The organism is Bacillus sp. es.036 (assembly GCF_002563635.1).
Taxonomy (GTDB): Bacteria; Bacillota; Bacilli; order Bacillales; family Guptibacillaceae; genus Guptibacillus.
This window is the reverse complement of the sequence record NZ_PDIZ01000001.1, coordinates 1,603,893-1,619,605: the sequence shown is the minus strand read 5'-3', so window position 1 is coordinate 1,619,605 and position 15,713 is coordinate 1,603,893. Positions and strand designations below refer to the sequence as shown.

15 protein-coding genes are annotated in these 15,713 nt (G+C 39.2%); 11 read left to right on the top strand and 4 right to left on the bottom strand.

Annotation, left to right across the window (positions count from 1 at the left end):
• The 6 genes from ATG70_RS08220 to ATG70_RS08195 all read left to right on the top strand — a co-directional run bounded on the left by ATG70_RS08220 (position 1) and on the right by ATG70_RS08195 (position 6,341).
• On the top strand, positions 1-438 hold the full coding sequence (locus ATG70_RS08220; RefSeq protein WP_098443843.1) for a cell wall hydrolase: 438 nt from the start codon (positions 1-3) through the stop codon (positions 436-438).
• A gap of 281 nt (positions 439-719) precedes the next feature.
• On the top strand, positions 720-1,067 hold the full coding sequence (locus ATG70_RS08215; RefSeq protein ID WP_098443842.1) for a VOC family protein: 348 nt from the start codon (positions 720-722) through the stop codon (positions 1,065-1,067).
• Positions 1,068-1,099: 32 nt separating this feature from the next.
• Positions 1,100-2,149 carry a PQQ-dependent sugar dehydrogenase gene (locus ATG70_RS08210; protein WP_257147645.1) on the top strand — a complete coding sequence of 350 codons (1,050 nt, stop codon included), beginning with the start codon at positions 1,100-1,102 and terminating at the stop codon, positions 2,147-2,149.
• Positions 2,150-2,267: 118 nt separating this feature from the next.
• A complete protein-coding gene (locus ATG70_RS08205) occupies positions 2,268-3,230 on the top strand; it encodes a LacI family DNA-binding transcriptional regulator (RefSeq protein ID WP_098445762.1) in 963 nt (320 codons plus the stop codon).
• 198 nt (positions 3,231-3,428) lie between these two features.
• Positions 3,429-4,838 carry a PTS transporter subunit EIIC gene (locus tag ATG70_RS08200; protein WP_098443840.1) on the top strand — a complete coding sequence of 470 codons (1,410 nt, stop codon included), beginning with the start codon at positions 3,429-3,431 and terminating at the stop codon, positions 4,836-4,838.
• A gap of 39 nt (positions 4,839-4,877) precedes the next feature.
• Positions 4,878-6,341, top strand: a complete 1,464-nt coding sequence (locus ATG70_RS08195) for a glycoside hydrolase family 32 protein (protein WP_098443839.1) — start codon at positions 4,878-4,880, stop codon at positions 6,339-6,341.
• Between the two features lie 60 nt (positions 6,342-6,401).
• Here ATG70_RS08195 and ATG70_RS08190 read toward each other — a convergent pair whose 3' ends face one another.
• Both ATG70_RS08190 and ATG70_RS08185 read right to left on the bottom strand, forming a co-directional pair.
• The gene (locus ATG70_RS08190) at positions 6,402-7,583 is read right to left on the bottom strand and encodes an NAD(P)/FAD-dependent oxidoreductase (RefSeq protein ID WP_098443838.1); all 1,182 of its coding nucleotides are present in this window, start codon (positions 7,581-7,583) and stop codon (positions 6,402-6,404) included.
• Positions 7,584-7,613: 30 nt separating this feature from the next.
• Positions 7,614-8,045, bottom strand: coding sequence for a DUF1641 domain-containing protein (locus ATG70_RS08185; RefSeq protein WP_098443837.1), 432 nt, complete (start codon positions 8,043-8,045; stop codon positions 7,614-7,616).
• A gap of 318 nt (positions 8,046-8,363) precedes the next feature.
• Here ATG70_RS08185 and ATG70_RS08180 point away from each other — a divergent pair, with 318 nt between their 5' ends.
• Both ATG70_RS08180 and ATG70_RS08175 read left to right on the top strand, forming a co-directional pair.
• Positions 8,364-8,732 carry a nuclear transport factor 2 family protein gene (locus tag ATG70_RS08180; RefSeq protein ID WP_306472694.1) on the top strand — a complete coding sequence of 123 codons (369 nt, stop codon included), beginning with the start codon at positions 8,364-8,366 and terminating at the stop codon, positions 8,730-8,732.
• Positions 8,733-8,896: 164 nt separating this feature from the next.
• Positions 8,897-9,340, top strand: a complete 444-nt coding sequence (locus tag ATG70_RS08175; RefSeq protein WP_098443836.1) for a DUF6376 family protein — start codon at positions 8,897-8,899, stop codon at positions 9,338-9,340.
• Between the two features lie 358 nt (positions 9,341-9,698).
• On the opposite strand, the gene ATG70_RS08170 is transcribed toward ATG70_RS08175, so the two are convergent.
• The gene (locus ATG70_RS08170) at positions 9,699-10,322 is read right to left on the bottom strand and encodes an acetate uptake transporter (RefSeq protein WP_202407228.1); all 624 of its coding nucleotides are present in this window, start codon (positions 10,320-10,322) and stop codon (positions 9,699-9,701) included.
• A gap of 375 nt (positions 10,323-10,697) precedes the next feature.
• On the opposite strand from ATG70_RS08170, the gene ATG70_RS08165 reads away from it, so the two are divergent.
• Complete coding sequence (locus ATG70_RS08165) at positions 10,698-11,765, top strand: branched-chain amino acid aminotransferase (RefSeq protein WP_098443834.1); 1,068 nt, start codon at positions 10,698-10,700, stop codon at positions 11,763-11,765.
• Positions 11,766-11,805: 40 nt separating this feature from the next.
• On the opposite strand, the gene ATG70_RS08160 is transcribed toward ATG70_RS08165, so the two are convergent.
• A complete protein-coding gene (locus tag ATG70_RS08160; RefSeq protein WP_098443833.1) occupies positions 11,806-14,190 on the bottom strand; it encodes a penicillin acylase family protein in 2,385 nt (794 codons plus the stop codon).
• A 298-nt stretch (positions 14,191-14,488) separates the two neighbouring features.
• Between ATG70_RS08160 and ATG70_RS08155 the strand changes: the two genes are divergently transcribed.
• The gene (locus ATG70_RS08155) at positions 14,489-15,175 is read left to right on the top strand and encodes a MerR family transcriptional regulator (protein ID WP_159782741.1); all 687 of its coding nucleotides are present in this window, start codon (positions 14,489-14,491) and stop codon (positions 15,173-15,175) included.
• Between the two features lie 40 nt (positions 15,176-15,215).
• On the top strand, positions 15,216-15,704 hold the full coding sequence (locus ATG70_RS08150; RefSeq protein ID WP_142329565.1) for a hypothetical protein: 489 nt from the start codon (positions 15,216-15,218) through the stop codon (positions 15,702-15,704).
• The last annotated feature ends 9 nt before the right edge of the window (positions 15,705-15,713 follow it).

Sequence of the window (15,713 nt, the reverse complement as noted above, 5' to 3'; positions counted from 1 at the left end):
ATGCCAAGAGTTAAATACACAAGTTCAGACGTTAATTTAATGGCTAGAATGATGAGAGCGGAAGCTGAAGGTGAAGGTCAGCAAGGAATGTTGTATGTAGGAAATGTCATTGTGAACCGTGCACAAGCAGAATGTTTAGACTTTGTAGGTCTGAGAACAATTCCCCAAGTGATTTATCAAGTGCAGGGAGGGAATTATTCCTTTGAGGCTGTTCAAAAAGGGAATGTCTTTTATAACAGAGCAAGGTCTGTTGAAAAACGGTTAGCAAAAAAGAACTTGGATTATTGGAGAGAACATCCAGGGAAATATGCTCTTTGGTATTTCAATCCTTATGCTCCTTGTCCTCCTACCTGGTACGGGCAACCTTTTGCAGGTCAATTTAAAAATCATTGTTATTATGAACCAGAAGCTGGCACGTGTGCTAGTGTTTATAACTAAGATTAAGGATTTTTTCCTTTAGCATGAAGAGGAGCCTATCTGAACGTAGATAGGCTCCTTTTGTTTGAGAACTATTTCTTTATCTACCCTACCTCAGCTACTGACTAGAAAGCATAAATGTAGATGGGTAATTTTGTTGAATTATTTTAACATAGGAAGCAAAAGTATTTTCAAAATAAGTACTTCTTTTTTTGATTTATTATTCATTAGCAGGATCAACACACGGAATCGAGAAGAGATATAGTTGATGAGAAATTTATGTTGAAAGGAAGGTTAGCCAATTGACCCCAATCTTAAATCGAGTTGGTGCGGTCTTTATCCCAGTAAAAAACACCGAGGATGCAAAAAAATGGTACTGTGATTTGCTTGGCCTCCAGGCAGATGGGGATATTATAGCTGGACACCTTTATATTGTTCCTATGAATGGGACTGGACTTGTGCTTGATAGTAAAATATATTCATCCGAAAGCATATTCCAAACACCTGCGTTTCATTTTGATACGAAAGACATTGAAGCTGCCTTTTCCTTTATGAAGGAAAAGGGGATTGAACTTGTGACGGAAATTGAAAACGGTCATTGGTTTAATTTTAAGGATCCTGACGGAAATGTATTAATGATTTGTGAGTGATTTTATAAATAATGAGAAAAGAGGCATACATCGTGAGAATAATAGGAGTGATCGGAGTATTTCTCCTTTTGGTAGCATGCTCTAGTCATGAACCTAACGATCGTTCTGATGAGCATGTGGCAGAGGAAAATTATGATGAGGAACCATTTATAGAAAATTTGGATGTTCCGTGGGAAATCACACGATCTGAAGAAACATTTTATCTAACGGAACGTTCTGGCATGATGGCAAACGTTACAAATCGTTTGGAACGGCAGTCTCTGCAACTTTCAAAAGAGATCCATAGCGAAGGAGAAGGGGGTCTTTTAGGTCTGGCTCTATCAGAAGATTTTCAAGAATCGCAAATAGCTTTTCTCTATCACACTTATTTAGAGGATGGGAAAACATTGAATAGGGTAGTTAAAGTTCGATTAGAAGAAGGGGTGTGGACGGAAACCGCTGAGCTTCTTGGGGAAATACCAGGGTCGCAATTCCACAATGGTGGGAGACTTAAATTAGGACCGGACGGCATGCTTTATATTACAACTGGCGATGCCGGTGAACCAGATCTAGCTCAAAATAAAGAAAGTTTGGCGGGTAAAATTCTTCGTATGGATGTAGAGGGGAACGTTCCTGAAGACAACCCATTTAAAGGCTCCTATGTTTACTCGTATGGCCATCGAAATCCGCAGGGACTTGCCTGGAATGATGAAGGACAGCTTTTTAGCTCTGAGCATGGGCAGTCTGCACATGATGAAATCAACCAAATTGATCCAGGAAATAATTACGGCTGGCCTGTGATTGAAGGTGATGAAGTTGCTGATGGGATGACACAGCCACTTTATCATTCTGGTAACGACACTTGGGCTCCGTCAGGAATGGTTTTTTGGAATGATCAATTGTATGTCGCTTGCTTACGAGGTGAGGCAATTCGGTCGTTTCAGCTTAAAGGACAGGGAACAACAGTTGTAAAAGAAGGAATTGGACGAGTTCGTTCATTATTTTTAGATGAGGAAAACTTATATGCGATCACGAATAATAAAGATGGGCGAGGGGATCCCGTTAAAGAAGATGATCGGATGATAAAGGTAAATGTGGAATAGGATAACCTTATCATACTATCTTAATGAGGTTGTCGGTCAACTTGAAAAATTTTTCTATGTTACAATAATTTTTGTATGAATTCATTAACAAAGCAGGTGAATCAGAACTTTGGTAAATATGAAAGATGTAGCAAGAGAAGCTGGGGTAGGACTAGGTACTGTTTCACGAGTACTTAACAACAATGGCCCTGTTAAAGAAACAACCCGACGAAAAGTAGAACGAGCGATTGAAGCACTGAATTATAAGCAAAATGAAGTGGCAAGGAATTTCAAAATGCAGCAAAGTCAATCGATCGCTTTGATTGTGCCTACAATTTGGCATCCATTCTTTTCGAAATTTGCCTATCATGTTGAAAAGAAATTGTCTGATCTTGGCTATAAAATGATCCTTTGTAATACTCAAAATGAACGTGCGAAAGAAATAAGCTATATTTCGATGCTTGAAAAAAATAAAATAGATGGGTTAATTGCGATTACCTATAGTGCTGAACTTGATCAATATATTTCAAGTCACCTACCGATTGTAAGCATCGATCGACACTTTACAAAAGATGTCGTGTTTGTCACGAGTGATAATAAGAACGGCGGAGAGCTTGCAGCTAAAGAACTGACGACACGCGGTTGTAAGCGTATTGCTTATTTAGGTAGTGTATCAAACATTGAAAATGAATCGATGAAACGACGGCTTGGATTTGAAACTGAGAGTTTAAGCAAAAATGTTGATCACTGTATTTACGAATTAAGAGAGCCTGTCAAAGACATTGAAGCGGTCATCCAACGGTTTTTAAAACAAAACCCTGATGTGGATGGATTTTTTGCCATGAATGATAAGTGGGCGAAAGTATTGTTGCGATCCCTAAAAAATGTAGGAAGAAGAGTTCCTGAGGATGTTCAAGTGATTGGTTTTGATGGCGTTACTTCCAGTAAGGAAGATGAATTAACTTTTTCAACAATCATCCAACCTGTTGCTGAGATGGCTGAAAAAGCAGTAGAAGTACTTATTAATCTAATTAAGGAACAGCCGGTTGAAAAGAAAAATGTTCTTCCAGTTACCTTTTTTGATGGAAATAGTACAAATTAAAAAAACACTTGACTCCCTTATGTGTAAACGATATCATTTAACTATTCAAAAGCGATTTCTAGAGTCGCTTTCATTTTTAATCTTAACTGGAAACGTTTCCATTTAAGAGGAGTTAATCAGAAATTTTCTTTTTAGGACAAAGTGGAAACGTTTCCGCTTTTGTGTGGATAACGAATATGCTATTGGAGGGGTAGGATCATGGCGAAGAATCCTAAAACAGTCGCTCATTCTGTATTACAAGCATTAGGTGGAAAAGAGAATATTTATCGCATCTCACACTGTGCAACAAGATTAAGGGTCGAGCTGAATGATGATACATTGCTTAAGAAAGAAACATTGGATTCAATTGAAGGCGTAAGCGGATATTTTTATCAAAGTGGGCAACATCAAATCATTCTTGGTACTGGTTTTGTAAATAAAGTTTATGCTGAACTTGAAAAAGGGGGAGTTACTGACAGTCAAGACAGCTCTAATGAACCAAGAAATTCAAACAATTCTAAAATCCAACAACTAACAAAAACATTTGCAGATATTTTTATCCCTGTTATTCCCGTTCTCATAGCAACAGGTCTATTGATGGGACTTAGAGGATTACTTGTAAACGGTTTCGGTATGGAACTCTCCTCAACTATTTTAGTGCTGTCTCAAGTACTAACAGATACAGCGTTTACATTCATTCCGGTGTTAATTACCTGGTCTGCTATGAAGAAATTTGGAGGATCACCCGTCATTGGAATAGCCCTCGGCTTAATGCTAGTAGCGCCACAGTTACCGGATAAATGGGCTGTATCTTTCGGGGAAGTAGATCCGCTACTTTTTACAATATTAGGGTTTGATATTCCAATAACAGGTATGCAAAGTTCGATTCTACCTGCTGTCTTTATGGGTTGGTTAGCTGCCAAAACGGAAAAAATCGCGAGAAAATACATTCCTGAGATGCTCGATCTTATATTGACACCATTTGTCACATTACTGTTTTCGTTAATTCTTGGACTTGTTATCGTAGGCCCGGTGATTTTGGGGATAGAAAATTTACTTACTTCTGGCATCATGTATTTCTTTGAACTACCATTTGGGATCGGTGGATTTGTTTATGGAGGTACCATTCAGCTATTAGCGATAACAGGTATGCACCATACGATTGTTCCAATAACCGTAAAGATGGTTGCAGAAACGGGATATGATTTAATCAATCCAATTGGTACGGCAGCAATCGCCGGTCAAGCTGGAGCAGCTCTTGCGGTCGTTATTCAGCAAAGAGATAAGATTAAGCGATCTAATATGTTAGGTTCCGTTATACCTGCTTTCTTTGGTATAACTGAGCCTGTGATGTTCGCGATTAACTTACCTAAAGTAAAGCCATTTATTTACGGTTGTTTAGGTGGCGCTGTCGGCGGTGGGTTTGCTTCGATCTTGGGCATTGCTGCTGCGGGGACTGGTTCGACGATGTTACCGGGGTTATTGTTATATATAGGCGATGGTTTCTTTCAATACATTCTTGTGATTCTAGTTGCATTGGCCACTTCGTTTCTCGTTACGTTCATTGCTTATCGTGACAAACCGTCTGCTGAACAACCTGCATTAAATTTAAATATTAAACATGGCTAATGTTCATTTTCTTAAGGTTTAACAGAAGGGAAGCTTTACATGATTGATTACATTGATTTTTCTAACCGCCAGAATCGTTTCGTTACTTTGTCAGATGTTTCGAATGACTATCTAAGTACGATTGAAAAAATTGCAAAAGAGGATCCGTTTTATCCGAGTTATCATTTAGCACCTCACCATGGGTTAATGAATGATCCAAATGGATTAGCTTTTTTTAGAGGAGAACACCATATCTTCTATCAATGGTTCCCATTAGGGCCTGTTCATGGATTGAAGCATTGGTATCATGTTTCAACGAAAGATTTTATTCATTTTAAAGATCACGGTATCGCTCTTTATCCAGATCAGTTATATGATTCTCACGGGTGTCACTCAGGATCCGCTTTTGTTGAAGGGGATAAGATGCACCTGTTCTATACAGGAAATCATCTAACTGAAGAGAGTGTAGCCATACCTAGTCAGGTGTATGGATTCCTAAATGAAGATCAAACGATATCGAAGGAAAACGTGATGATCGAAGGGACGCCTCCCGAATTCAGCAATAATTTTAGAGATCCGATTGTTTTTAAACGAGACAAGAAATACTACATGCTTGTGGGTGGTGAAACAACTAAGAATAAAGGCGCAATTGCTCTTTATTCAGGAGACCAACCAAATGAAATGACGTATCGTGGCATACTCCAGACGAATTTTAAGGATGCAGGGTATATGTGGGAGTGCCCCAACTATTTTGAACAAAATAATCGAGGTATTCTTATCTTTTCTCCTCAGGGTGAGCTGAGTACAAATAAGTATCAGTATAACAATGTATTTTCGGTGGTGTATTGTATTAGTGATGTATTAGATGTTGCTACGGGTAAACTGAATGCCCACGAATATTTCGAACTAGACAAAGGGTTTGATTTCTATGCTCCACAAACTTATGAGGATGCATATGGAAGAAGGATTCTAATTGGCTGGTTAGGCAATTCAAAGAGCATCTATCCGACAGACCAAAATATGTGGGCTCACATGTTAACGTTGCCGAGAGAAGTTAAGGTTGAGGGGAATCGTTTATTACAACAGCCTCTTCAAGAGCTAAGAGAGCTGAGGGAAAAGGGGCAGGATCTGCAAACGAATCACCAATTAACTTCCCGTTCATTTGAAATGGTCATTGAAGTCGACCAAGAATTTGAAGTTATTTTTAGAAATGAAGGTAATGAAACCGTGGTTTTCTCTTCAAATGGAGAAGAGTATTGTCTTGATCGATCAAATATGACCCAAGTTTATGCTGAAGAATTTGGTACAAAAAGATATGCCTTAAGAAAACAAAAAGAGAAGCATCAAATTCGTCTTTTTATAGATTCCTCAAGCATTGAAATCTTTTGTGATCATGGCGAAACTGTGTTTACGAGTCGAATGTTTTTAGAAGGCATGAATGTCGTATGTTGCCACGGAGTTACAGGTGACTTATATCCTTTAAATCAAATTGTAAAAGGTACAAAACCAGATTTTATTATATGAAAAAAAGTGCTGGGACAATTCCCAGCACTTTTTTTATCTTTATAGAAAGTGATTCGTCATTTAGTATGCTAATGCAAACAAACCTTTAATGTGTGAAAGGTAACGAACGTTACTTGCTTCTTTCATCACAGATGCAGGAAGTCCTTTGAGAGAGGTTGAGTTACCGCCGATTTGAGCAACTGCATCCTTACGACCAAGACTTGCTAATGTACCTGAGTTAACGGGTTCAAATTCTTTGTAGTCTTTGTCATAAAGGTAAGCATATAAGTTATACCCGATTAGGTCACCCATCTGCCATGCGATTTGAGCTGTAGGTGGTTGAGGACGCTCATCTCCTGGTTTGAAGTAAACAGCACTGTCTCCAGCTACGAACACATTCTCGTGTGAAGTGGATTGCAGGTAATTGTTCACCGTTGCACGGCCACGATTTACTTCAATACCGCATTCGCCAACGAGCGGGTTACCTTGAACGCCACCTGTCCAAACGAATGTGTTTGTTACAATCTTTTGACCGTCTTTTAGTTCAACGACGTTACCTTCAACATTTGTAACAGGAAGGTTTGTTAGGAATTCAACGCCGCGCTTTTCAAGACTAGTCATTGCACGATTAATCAATTCGTCCGGAAGCATTGGAAGAATCTTAGGCATCGCTTCAACAAGCTTCAATTTGATTTTAGCTGGATCTACGCCGTACTTACGAGCAAGCTTAGGTGTTTCATCAGCTAGTTCGCCTACGAGCTCAGTTCCTGTAAGACCGCCACCGCCAATAAGGATCGTAGCGTCCGCTTCGTCACCTGACGCTGCAAAGCTCTTAATGCGTTCTTCCACATGAGCGTGGATACGGTTTGCATCTTCAGCAGACTTCAAAACCATGCTGTTTTCTTCAAGTCCTGGAATGCCGAAGTAAGCAGTTTTACTACCAAGTGCAACGACTAGTGCATCGTAAGAAAGTGTAGAGCCATCTGAAAGCTTCACTTCCTTGTTATCAACAGAGAAAGAATCAACCGTTGCAACTTTAAGGTTAATGTCATTTCCTTTTAATAACTTGTCGAGTGGAAGTGCCGCAGCCTCAGTAGAGATATTACCAGCAGCTAACCGGTGCAATTCAGTAATGATTTGGTGTGTTGGTGTTTTGTTGATTAATGTAACAGTTGCTTCTGATTCGTTTAAGTATTGACGTACGGATAAAGCAGAAAGAAGCCCACCATAACCTGCGCCCAAAATGACTATTTGTTTTGACATGATTGTTCCTCCATTTCTAGCAGATCAGTATTATTTTTGGTTGCTTTTTTCGCCTGAAACTTTAAGATAGGCATTTACAAATCTGAAAAGTTTTTGAGCTTGTGGATCTTTGAGCATTTTCAAAAGTCCGAAAAGGCCAATAACTTCAGAGCTTTTTTCTGCTTCATCCTTTGCTTCAATAGCATTAGCAGCAACGTCTTTTACTGAATTTTTGACAGGGTGAAGAATTTCAGACATGAATTCGACAGTATCATTTTTTAATACATCATCTGTTGCGAGAGCTTGTACGGTATCATATGATTTAGACATCATATTGACAAGTTCTGTTACTTTAGGTAGTTCCTTTACAAGTACGCTTAGTGACTCCTGAACTTTAGGATCTAAAAGCTGATCAAGCAGTTCGCGCTCGTCTTGAGTAGGAACGCGTTTTTCGCTTGTTTCGGTTGTGATTGATTCTGACATAGTCACTTCTCCTTCTTTTAAGCAATTACGCTTGTTTGTTCTATCGTAAGGCAAAACCATGTTAAGGTATTCAAAAGCCTGATTATATGTAAAAGGCACTAATCAAGCGACAGAAGAAAAATGGGACGTAACTCATTGTATTTTTCTTTTAAAGTGTCCATCATCCAGTTATCTTTTATACCTACCCTAATAGGTTAAATTATCCTTGAGTGAATTTCAATGCATAGCCGTTCACTTAACCGCTTACATCAATAATTTCGTTAAAATTACTGCTGCTACTGGTTTTTTGAAGGAGTAAAATGGAGGTAATGGTAAAAAATGAGAGGTGAAAACATGAGAATCGATGAAATCAAAACACAGATATTCCATCTGGAAAAGGAGCTACTTACGCCTCAATTGAGGGAGGACTCATTGAAGTTAAATTCTATACTCGCTACTGATTTTTTTGAGTTTGGAAGTTCGGGAACGATTTGGAGTAAAAAGGATGCAGTAGAAGGAGGGCTTTCGCTAAGAGAAATGACATTATCTGATTTTGACATTCACCCTTTAGCAAAAGATGTGATGCTTGCTACATATCGGGTTCATGATAAAACGAGAAATCAACAAACGCTTCGAAGTTCGATATGGAGAAAAAATGAGGATCAATGGCAACTGTTCTTTCACCAGGGAACATTAGCTAAGTCATGAATCACCAATAAGTCATCCGGAGTAAATGAAATACTTCCTATTGACTAGATGAGATGATTTTCACTGTTAATGAAACCTAATTTTTTCTGATTCGTATAAAAGCTAAGCATGAAAGATGTGTTTTGAGCCTATTATATGTTCGGGAAATTAAGGGAGGAATACAAATGAAGAAAATAGCGATCGTTTTTGTTACGACAATCTTATTTCTCGGAGGCTGTTCTTTTCTCGAGGATGTGAACAGTACGCTAAACTATGTCGATGAGGCACGTGAATACGCTAGTGAGGCGAGTGATTTTGCGAATGAAGCTCCTACTTTAGCCAAACAGGCGATTAATGATGAACAGGCATTGAATGAATTTGAAAGTCGACTTGAAGAGATGAAGAAAGATATACAGGAATTTAACGAGTTAGAAGCGCCGAAAGTTGGAGCGGAACTCCATCAAAACATTGTTGATCGAAATGAAAAAGCTATGAATACAATTGATCAATTTTTAAAGAATATAGAAGATGGAAATTTGGATCCTTCGATGGTTGAAAATACGGATGCATTCCAAACCTTAACAGAGATTAATGATGTCATTGATCAGATTAATCAGTTAAATGAATAAGAACAGCTGGTGAGGCATGGGACTTGGATCCTTTGCCTCTTTTTTATTCGTCGAATACAAAAACTTCTAAATGCGCTAAATAATTTTCAAGAAAGAATATTTTTTACATAATTATATTATTGTAAACTAAAAGTGGAGTATGTTGAAAATTTATCTTACTCGTCATGGTGAAGCAGAATGGAACAAAGAAAATTGTTTGCAGGGATGAAAGAATTACGATTTATGATTAGAGGGCAAAGAGAATGTTCATTTACTTGGAAAGCGTTTGAAAGATGGGTTTTAGCAAAATAAGCTCGTTCAAAAAGCAAATAGTGATACAAAAAAGACAGATGAAAGAATTAACTTTCATCTGTCTTTATTAAGCCTGCTTGAAAATACCAAAAGGCTTTCCGACAGGTAGTGTCACCTTGCCGAAATGGGTATTTAATACGCTAGCAGCTGAACCGTAGAAACTCAAGATTGCAATACAGAACTCAGCAATTGCGGCTAAGAAGTGCATGCCTTCAGGGAAAATTCCTAAGGTAGAAAATGTAAGTCCGATAAATAAGAAGTCAATAAATACAAAAATAAAGAAAAGAACTTTATGTGTTTCCATCGCACCCACTGTCATAAAGACACTGAAGATTAAATATCCGACATATGCTATGCCTAATTGTTTTGGATCAACAGCTGCCGCTGCTGCATCGCCGAAAACACCGAATTGAATTAACCAGGATGTTCCGACACCTAGCCAAAATAGACCAAAAGCTGCGAAGGCAGTCGTTCCAAACGTGTTATTGTGTTTGGCATCGAGAAAACTAGCAATAAGCTGAGCAATGCCTCCTAGAAAAATCGCCCATGGTAGGACGAAGGATACGCCGTCTGTCCAACCTAGTTTAGCTGATGATGCCACAAGCGTAACCATTGCAAGACCAAACAGTCCAATAGCCGATGGATCTGCTGTTACCATTTGTACGCGCTGCGTGTTTTGTGTTTGATTCATGATGAGACCTCCTAATAAACATACTTGACTAATTTACGTGAAAAAGACATCAGTTGCAATAGTAAATTCACTAATCGTAATCGAGAAGACAAAGTCTTGAAAACTAAAATGGTGCTATTGTTTGTTTGGTATCGTTTACAAAAAAGTAGATTAAAGAATATCTTTTTTTGTGAGAAGCAGTCGAATTTACTAAATGCGATGAAAGATAAAAAAGTAATGAAGAAAAACATCTTTTACTGAATTTTTTCATCTTTCTGTACTATAAAGCTTTAATTCAATAGAGTTTGGCAGTACAATAGATAAATAGTAAGCTGCCTTCAAGTGGAAGGAGCACAAGTTATGAATATTATTTTAAATGAGTAAGGAGTCTTGGCCATGAGTACAGATTTAGAAATTGTTAAAAGTACGAATTTAAAAGCGAAGCCTGAAAAGGATCAGATCCCTTTTGGAAGAACGTTTACCGACCATATGTTTGTAATGGATTATGAAACCGATAAAGGGTGGTTTGAGCCACGCATCATTCCTTATGAGCCTATTACTCTTGATCCTGCTGCGATGATTTTTCACTACGGTCAAACGGTTTTTGAAGGCTTAAAAGCCTACCGTTCTAACGATCGTATCCTTTTATTTAGACCGGAGAAAAATCTGCAGCGCTTGAATCTTTCAAGCGACCGATTGAGCATTCCTCCAATTGATGAAGAACGTGTAATGGGTTACTTAAAAGAATTGATTCACATTGAGCAAGATTGGGTACCATCGACGCCGGGAACATCGCTTTATGTACGCCCGTATATTATTGCAACGGAGCCAAATTTATCTGTTGCTCCTTCAAATACGTACAAACTAATGATCATTCTTTCACCTGTTGGCTCCTATTTTTCTGGTGGCTTAACACCAGTGAAAATTAGCGTAGAAGATAAATTCACTAGAGCTGTTAAAGGCGGAACAGGAATGGCAAAAACTGCCGGAAACTATTCATCCGCTTATCAAGCGCAGGCAAAAGCCTATAAAGACGGAAATGCAGATGTTCTTTGGCTTGACGGAGTTGAAAAGCGTTATATTGAAGAAGTGGGGAGCATGAATATCTTCTTTAAGATTAATGGAGAAGTTGTTACGCCAGAATTAAACGGTAGCATTCTCCACGGCATTACAAGAATGTCCGTTATTGAATTGTTAAAGAAATGGGATATTAGAGTCACTGAAAGAAAGGTATCTATTGAAGAACTGTATGAGCTGTCGCAAAAAGGTGAACTTGAAGAAGCGTTTGGTACTGGAACGGCTGCCGTCATTTCACCAGTAGGAGAACTCAACTGGCAAGGTAAGAAAATGGTTATTAATCATCATGAAATTGGAGAGCTTTCTCAGAAATTGTATAACACCATTACAGGTATCCAAACAGGGAAGTTAGAAGATACACAAAATTGGACAGTATCCGTAAAATAGCAAGTAAAAGGCTCTCTCATTCGTTTGAGAGAGCCTTTTGTTACGGTTTCAGAATAAGATGCTTCGCATTTTCTTCATAGCCGCTCATCTTCGTTTCGTGGTAACGTCCATTTACCCAATAATCAATTTGATTGTCGTACCATTCACTAAATACGTAACCAGATTGACCAGGGGATATGACGTTATAGCTTGTTTCCATATTGGCTAAATCCGTGACGCCTCGCCAGGGGGCTCCGTGGTTAACCGTACCGGTTGATGAATTCCAACCTGCAGCACCAACTGTTACGCGGCTACCGCCCATCGCGTTCACTTCTGGATTGAAGAGAAGATGTAAAGGTTTTATTGCACCAAGAGGATGTTCAAATGGTACGGAATGGAACGTCCCCCAAGCCCATTTTTTAGGTGTTTGTCCTTGTAATGAAACGGCACGGTCAACCGCAGCTTTATAGGATTTCGTTACTACGGATTGAAATCCCCCAGACTTCTCCATCCAAGGTCCAGCTTCACCATTCACTGCACGTCTAATGAGCTGGTCAATGACTTGACTCTTCCCATCAAAAAGGGGCATCATTTCTTTGTCAATCTTTCCATCAAATAGCACCTTTTCCATCTCCACTAACCATAGATGAAAGAGAAGGGGAGCGGCTTCATCTCTACCATCGATATAGTTCCACTCTTGAAGGAGCGAGAGAGCTTCTTTTTCAACTGAGGTCAAGTTTTCTCTGTGAAGTTCCTTTGTTAATAGGGGAGTGAGCTCCTTTCCCTGTAAATTCACGTAATCATTTTGAAGGTTCATCATATCTTGAGCCTCAAGGTTATTTCCGTCAATTAATACTTCTCGAATACGATCCTGACGATAAGGTTGAGCCCACGTATGGGTGATGTGATAGGGGTAGTCATCTGTTGTAATTTTATTATTTGCGGTAGAAATGAACCCTTCATCCGGATTTACGATTGTGGGAAGTTCTTCCCAGGGAATATAACCTTCCCATTCATAGTCAGCGTTCCAACCGGGGACTGGCAGCATGCTATCGCCATTTTTACGAATTGGAATGAGTCCATTTGCTCGGTAAGCAATTGTTCCGTCAGTGGAAGCAAACACAAAATTTTGAGCTGGCGTATGAAAAGAAGTGAGCGCTTCCTTAAATTCTTCCCAGTTAGACGCTTGATCGATCTTAAGAACAGCTTCCAATTCGGTTGAAGGATCTAGTGCAGTCCACCTGAGGGATAAAGCTGTATCTGGTTGATCGTCATAAGCAAATTCAGAAAGAATTGGACCGTGGCGTGTAATCACAACCTCGTAGGGAATCGGTTCACTGTCTTTTACAGGTATGCTTTCATCAAGAACTTCTGCTTCCTCCCATGAATCGTTATATTGAAATTCATTGGGATTAGCAGGGTTTCTTTTTTCAATATAGAGATCCTGAACATCTGGTCCTACATTTGTAACTCCCCAGGCGATCGAGTCGTTTCGTCCCACGATAATTCCAGGAACGCCTGCAAAAATAACGCCACTAACCTGATAATCTGGAGAATTTAAATGTGTTTCATACCAGATAGGAGGCGTACCAAGGCCAAGATGCGGGTCGTTGGCTAGTAGGGGCTTTCCTGAAGCGGTTTTTTCGCCTGATACGACCCAATTATTACTTCCGTTAAACGGATCTGGGATAACCGCTTTAGCAAAACTTTTTGAGATATCTAACTGACTTTCTTTAATTTCTTGAATAACAGTAGACCCTTCATCAGGATAACTCGGAAACAAATCCATTGCTTCTTCTTCTGAGAAATTCTGAAGAAGGTAGTAGCGAAATGCTTGACCTTCCCAATGGCCACCTAAGTCAAACGCCATATACTTTCCAATTGTAAGAGAGTCAAGTGGTGTCCATGCATTTGGTTCATATCCCGCAAGTGTAAATTCAATTGGGAGTGAATTCTCCGCTTTTGCTTGTGTCATATAGGCGTTGACACCATCTGCATACCACTTGAGTATTTGCTTTGCCTCATCAGAGTAGGCGGTATAAGAATCTTCTGCAGCCCTTCTTAAGCCTAGCGTACGAAAAAACTTGTCATTGTCGATCGTTGACTCACCAATGACTTCACTTAGTGTTCCAGAAGCTTGACGACGACTTAGGTCCATTTGAAACATGCGGTCCTGAGCTGTCACAAATCCTTGAGCCATAAATAAATCCTTTGTTGATGAGGCTTCAATATGAGGAACACCTGAACGATCTCGATAAATGGAAACAGAACCTTTTAAGCCTGATAAAGTGATTTCCCCATTCGTTTCAGGAGCTGTTCTCTGGACAAACCAAAAACTGATGGCTAAAGCGAGAATCATTAGTAATAAGATACTTCCAGTAAGGTAATACGGCCACTTCCTCTTCTGTAACTTAGGCTGTTTTACAGGTGTAACAACCGTATTCATAACTTCCCCCATTTCTTTTTAACTATATATTACCATAATACCTCATAATGATAACGCTTTCTTTCGTGCTTGGAAATGAATCAAAACAGACAAAAGTAGCCTGCTAGATGAGATCACGTCATCATTCGAGAAAAGCGAATAATCCATTTCAAAACATTACAACAAACGAGCGCTTTTGTAGATTAACGCTATTTCCTGAGAATCTCTGACTGATTTTAAGAACCTTTGTCATCTTGCAGGAAAATAGTTAGATGGGCATGGAATACCTTTATTAAATCAACGGGGAGGAATGATGAAGATGAATAATACAATGATGATTTCCAGGGTGGCTTCCATGTTGAATGTGTCTCGTCATACATTGAAATTATGGGAAGAACAGTTTGCGCCATTTCTAACGATTCCACGTGATGAAAACAATGCCCGTACGTATACAATTGGCGATATTGAAGTCCTTCAATTAATTAAAAACATGAAAGAAAGTCATGCTGCTGATGAAGTCATTATCAATACGTTAGAACTACAAGGTAAGGAAGCAGAAAAAACGCCGCCTAGCGAGCCTATTGAGCAGGTAGATATTCAGACTTCCTTATCCAAAATTGTTTCTTTTGTTGAATCGGAAGAAGTAAAAAAACTTCTTAGTATGGATGAAACCGTTAAGCGCTTGGAAAAAGATATCGTTCATCAAGTTCATGAAATTGTTCATGAAGAAATCGCCACTGCTTCAGACGCGCACGCATCCATTAACCAAATGGAATTAAATGCGATTGGTAAGAAAATCGATCACTTAGCTGATGTCTCAGTCGATGAACGTGAATTCTATCAATTTGAAGTAACAAAAGAAAGACAAATTGCTGATGAACAGATGTCCGCGCGAGAAGAAAGACTAATGGCGGTTGTGCAGGATCGTTTCCGGGACGAAAGTAGAGCACATGATCCGAAGTGGGGCGTTACGAAAATCAAAAATATTTTCGGTTTTGCTAAATAAAGAATTAGAGTAGAGAGAAATTCGAATGGGGGAAGATGAAATGGATCAAGCGAAAGTGATGTTTTCCATAATCAGTCTCCTCGTTGCTGCAACATTCGCGGCTCTCTATATTTATATTTTCTCACTTCACACCGAGGTAAATGGGACAAAGATTAAGGAGAATGAGTATCAAGTATCTGCTGCTTCTTTCCCAGCAGAATACGAGCAAGTAGAAGAATTCGTTGCGGATTTTCATGCTTTTTACAATCGAACAACGGGCTACGGAATGATTGACCGACCTATGGATCTAGAAGCACAGGAGCGTCAAGCCACTGCTTCCGTAGCCTATATTGATGTATTTTTAGAAAACGGGGTAGCTCATGAAGATCTAAAAAAAGACTTATTGTCCATAAAGGAACTTTCTAGCCAAACCCTTACAACAACTGAGGTTCGAGCACTACATCGGTACTTTCATGATCTCGACAAAGCTCTGAACAACTATGATCATGAGGATACGTTTGGGTTAACCGAAACCTTTGGGGATCATTAAGGTGAGGAG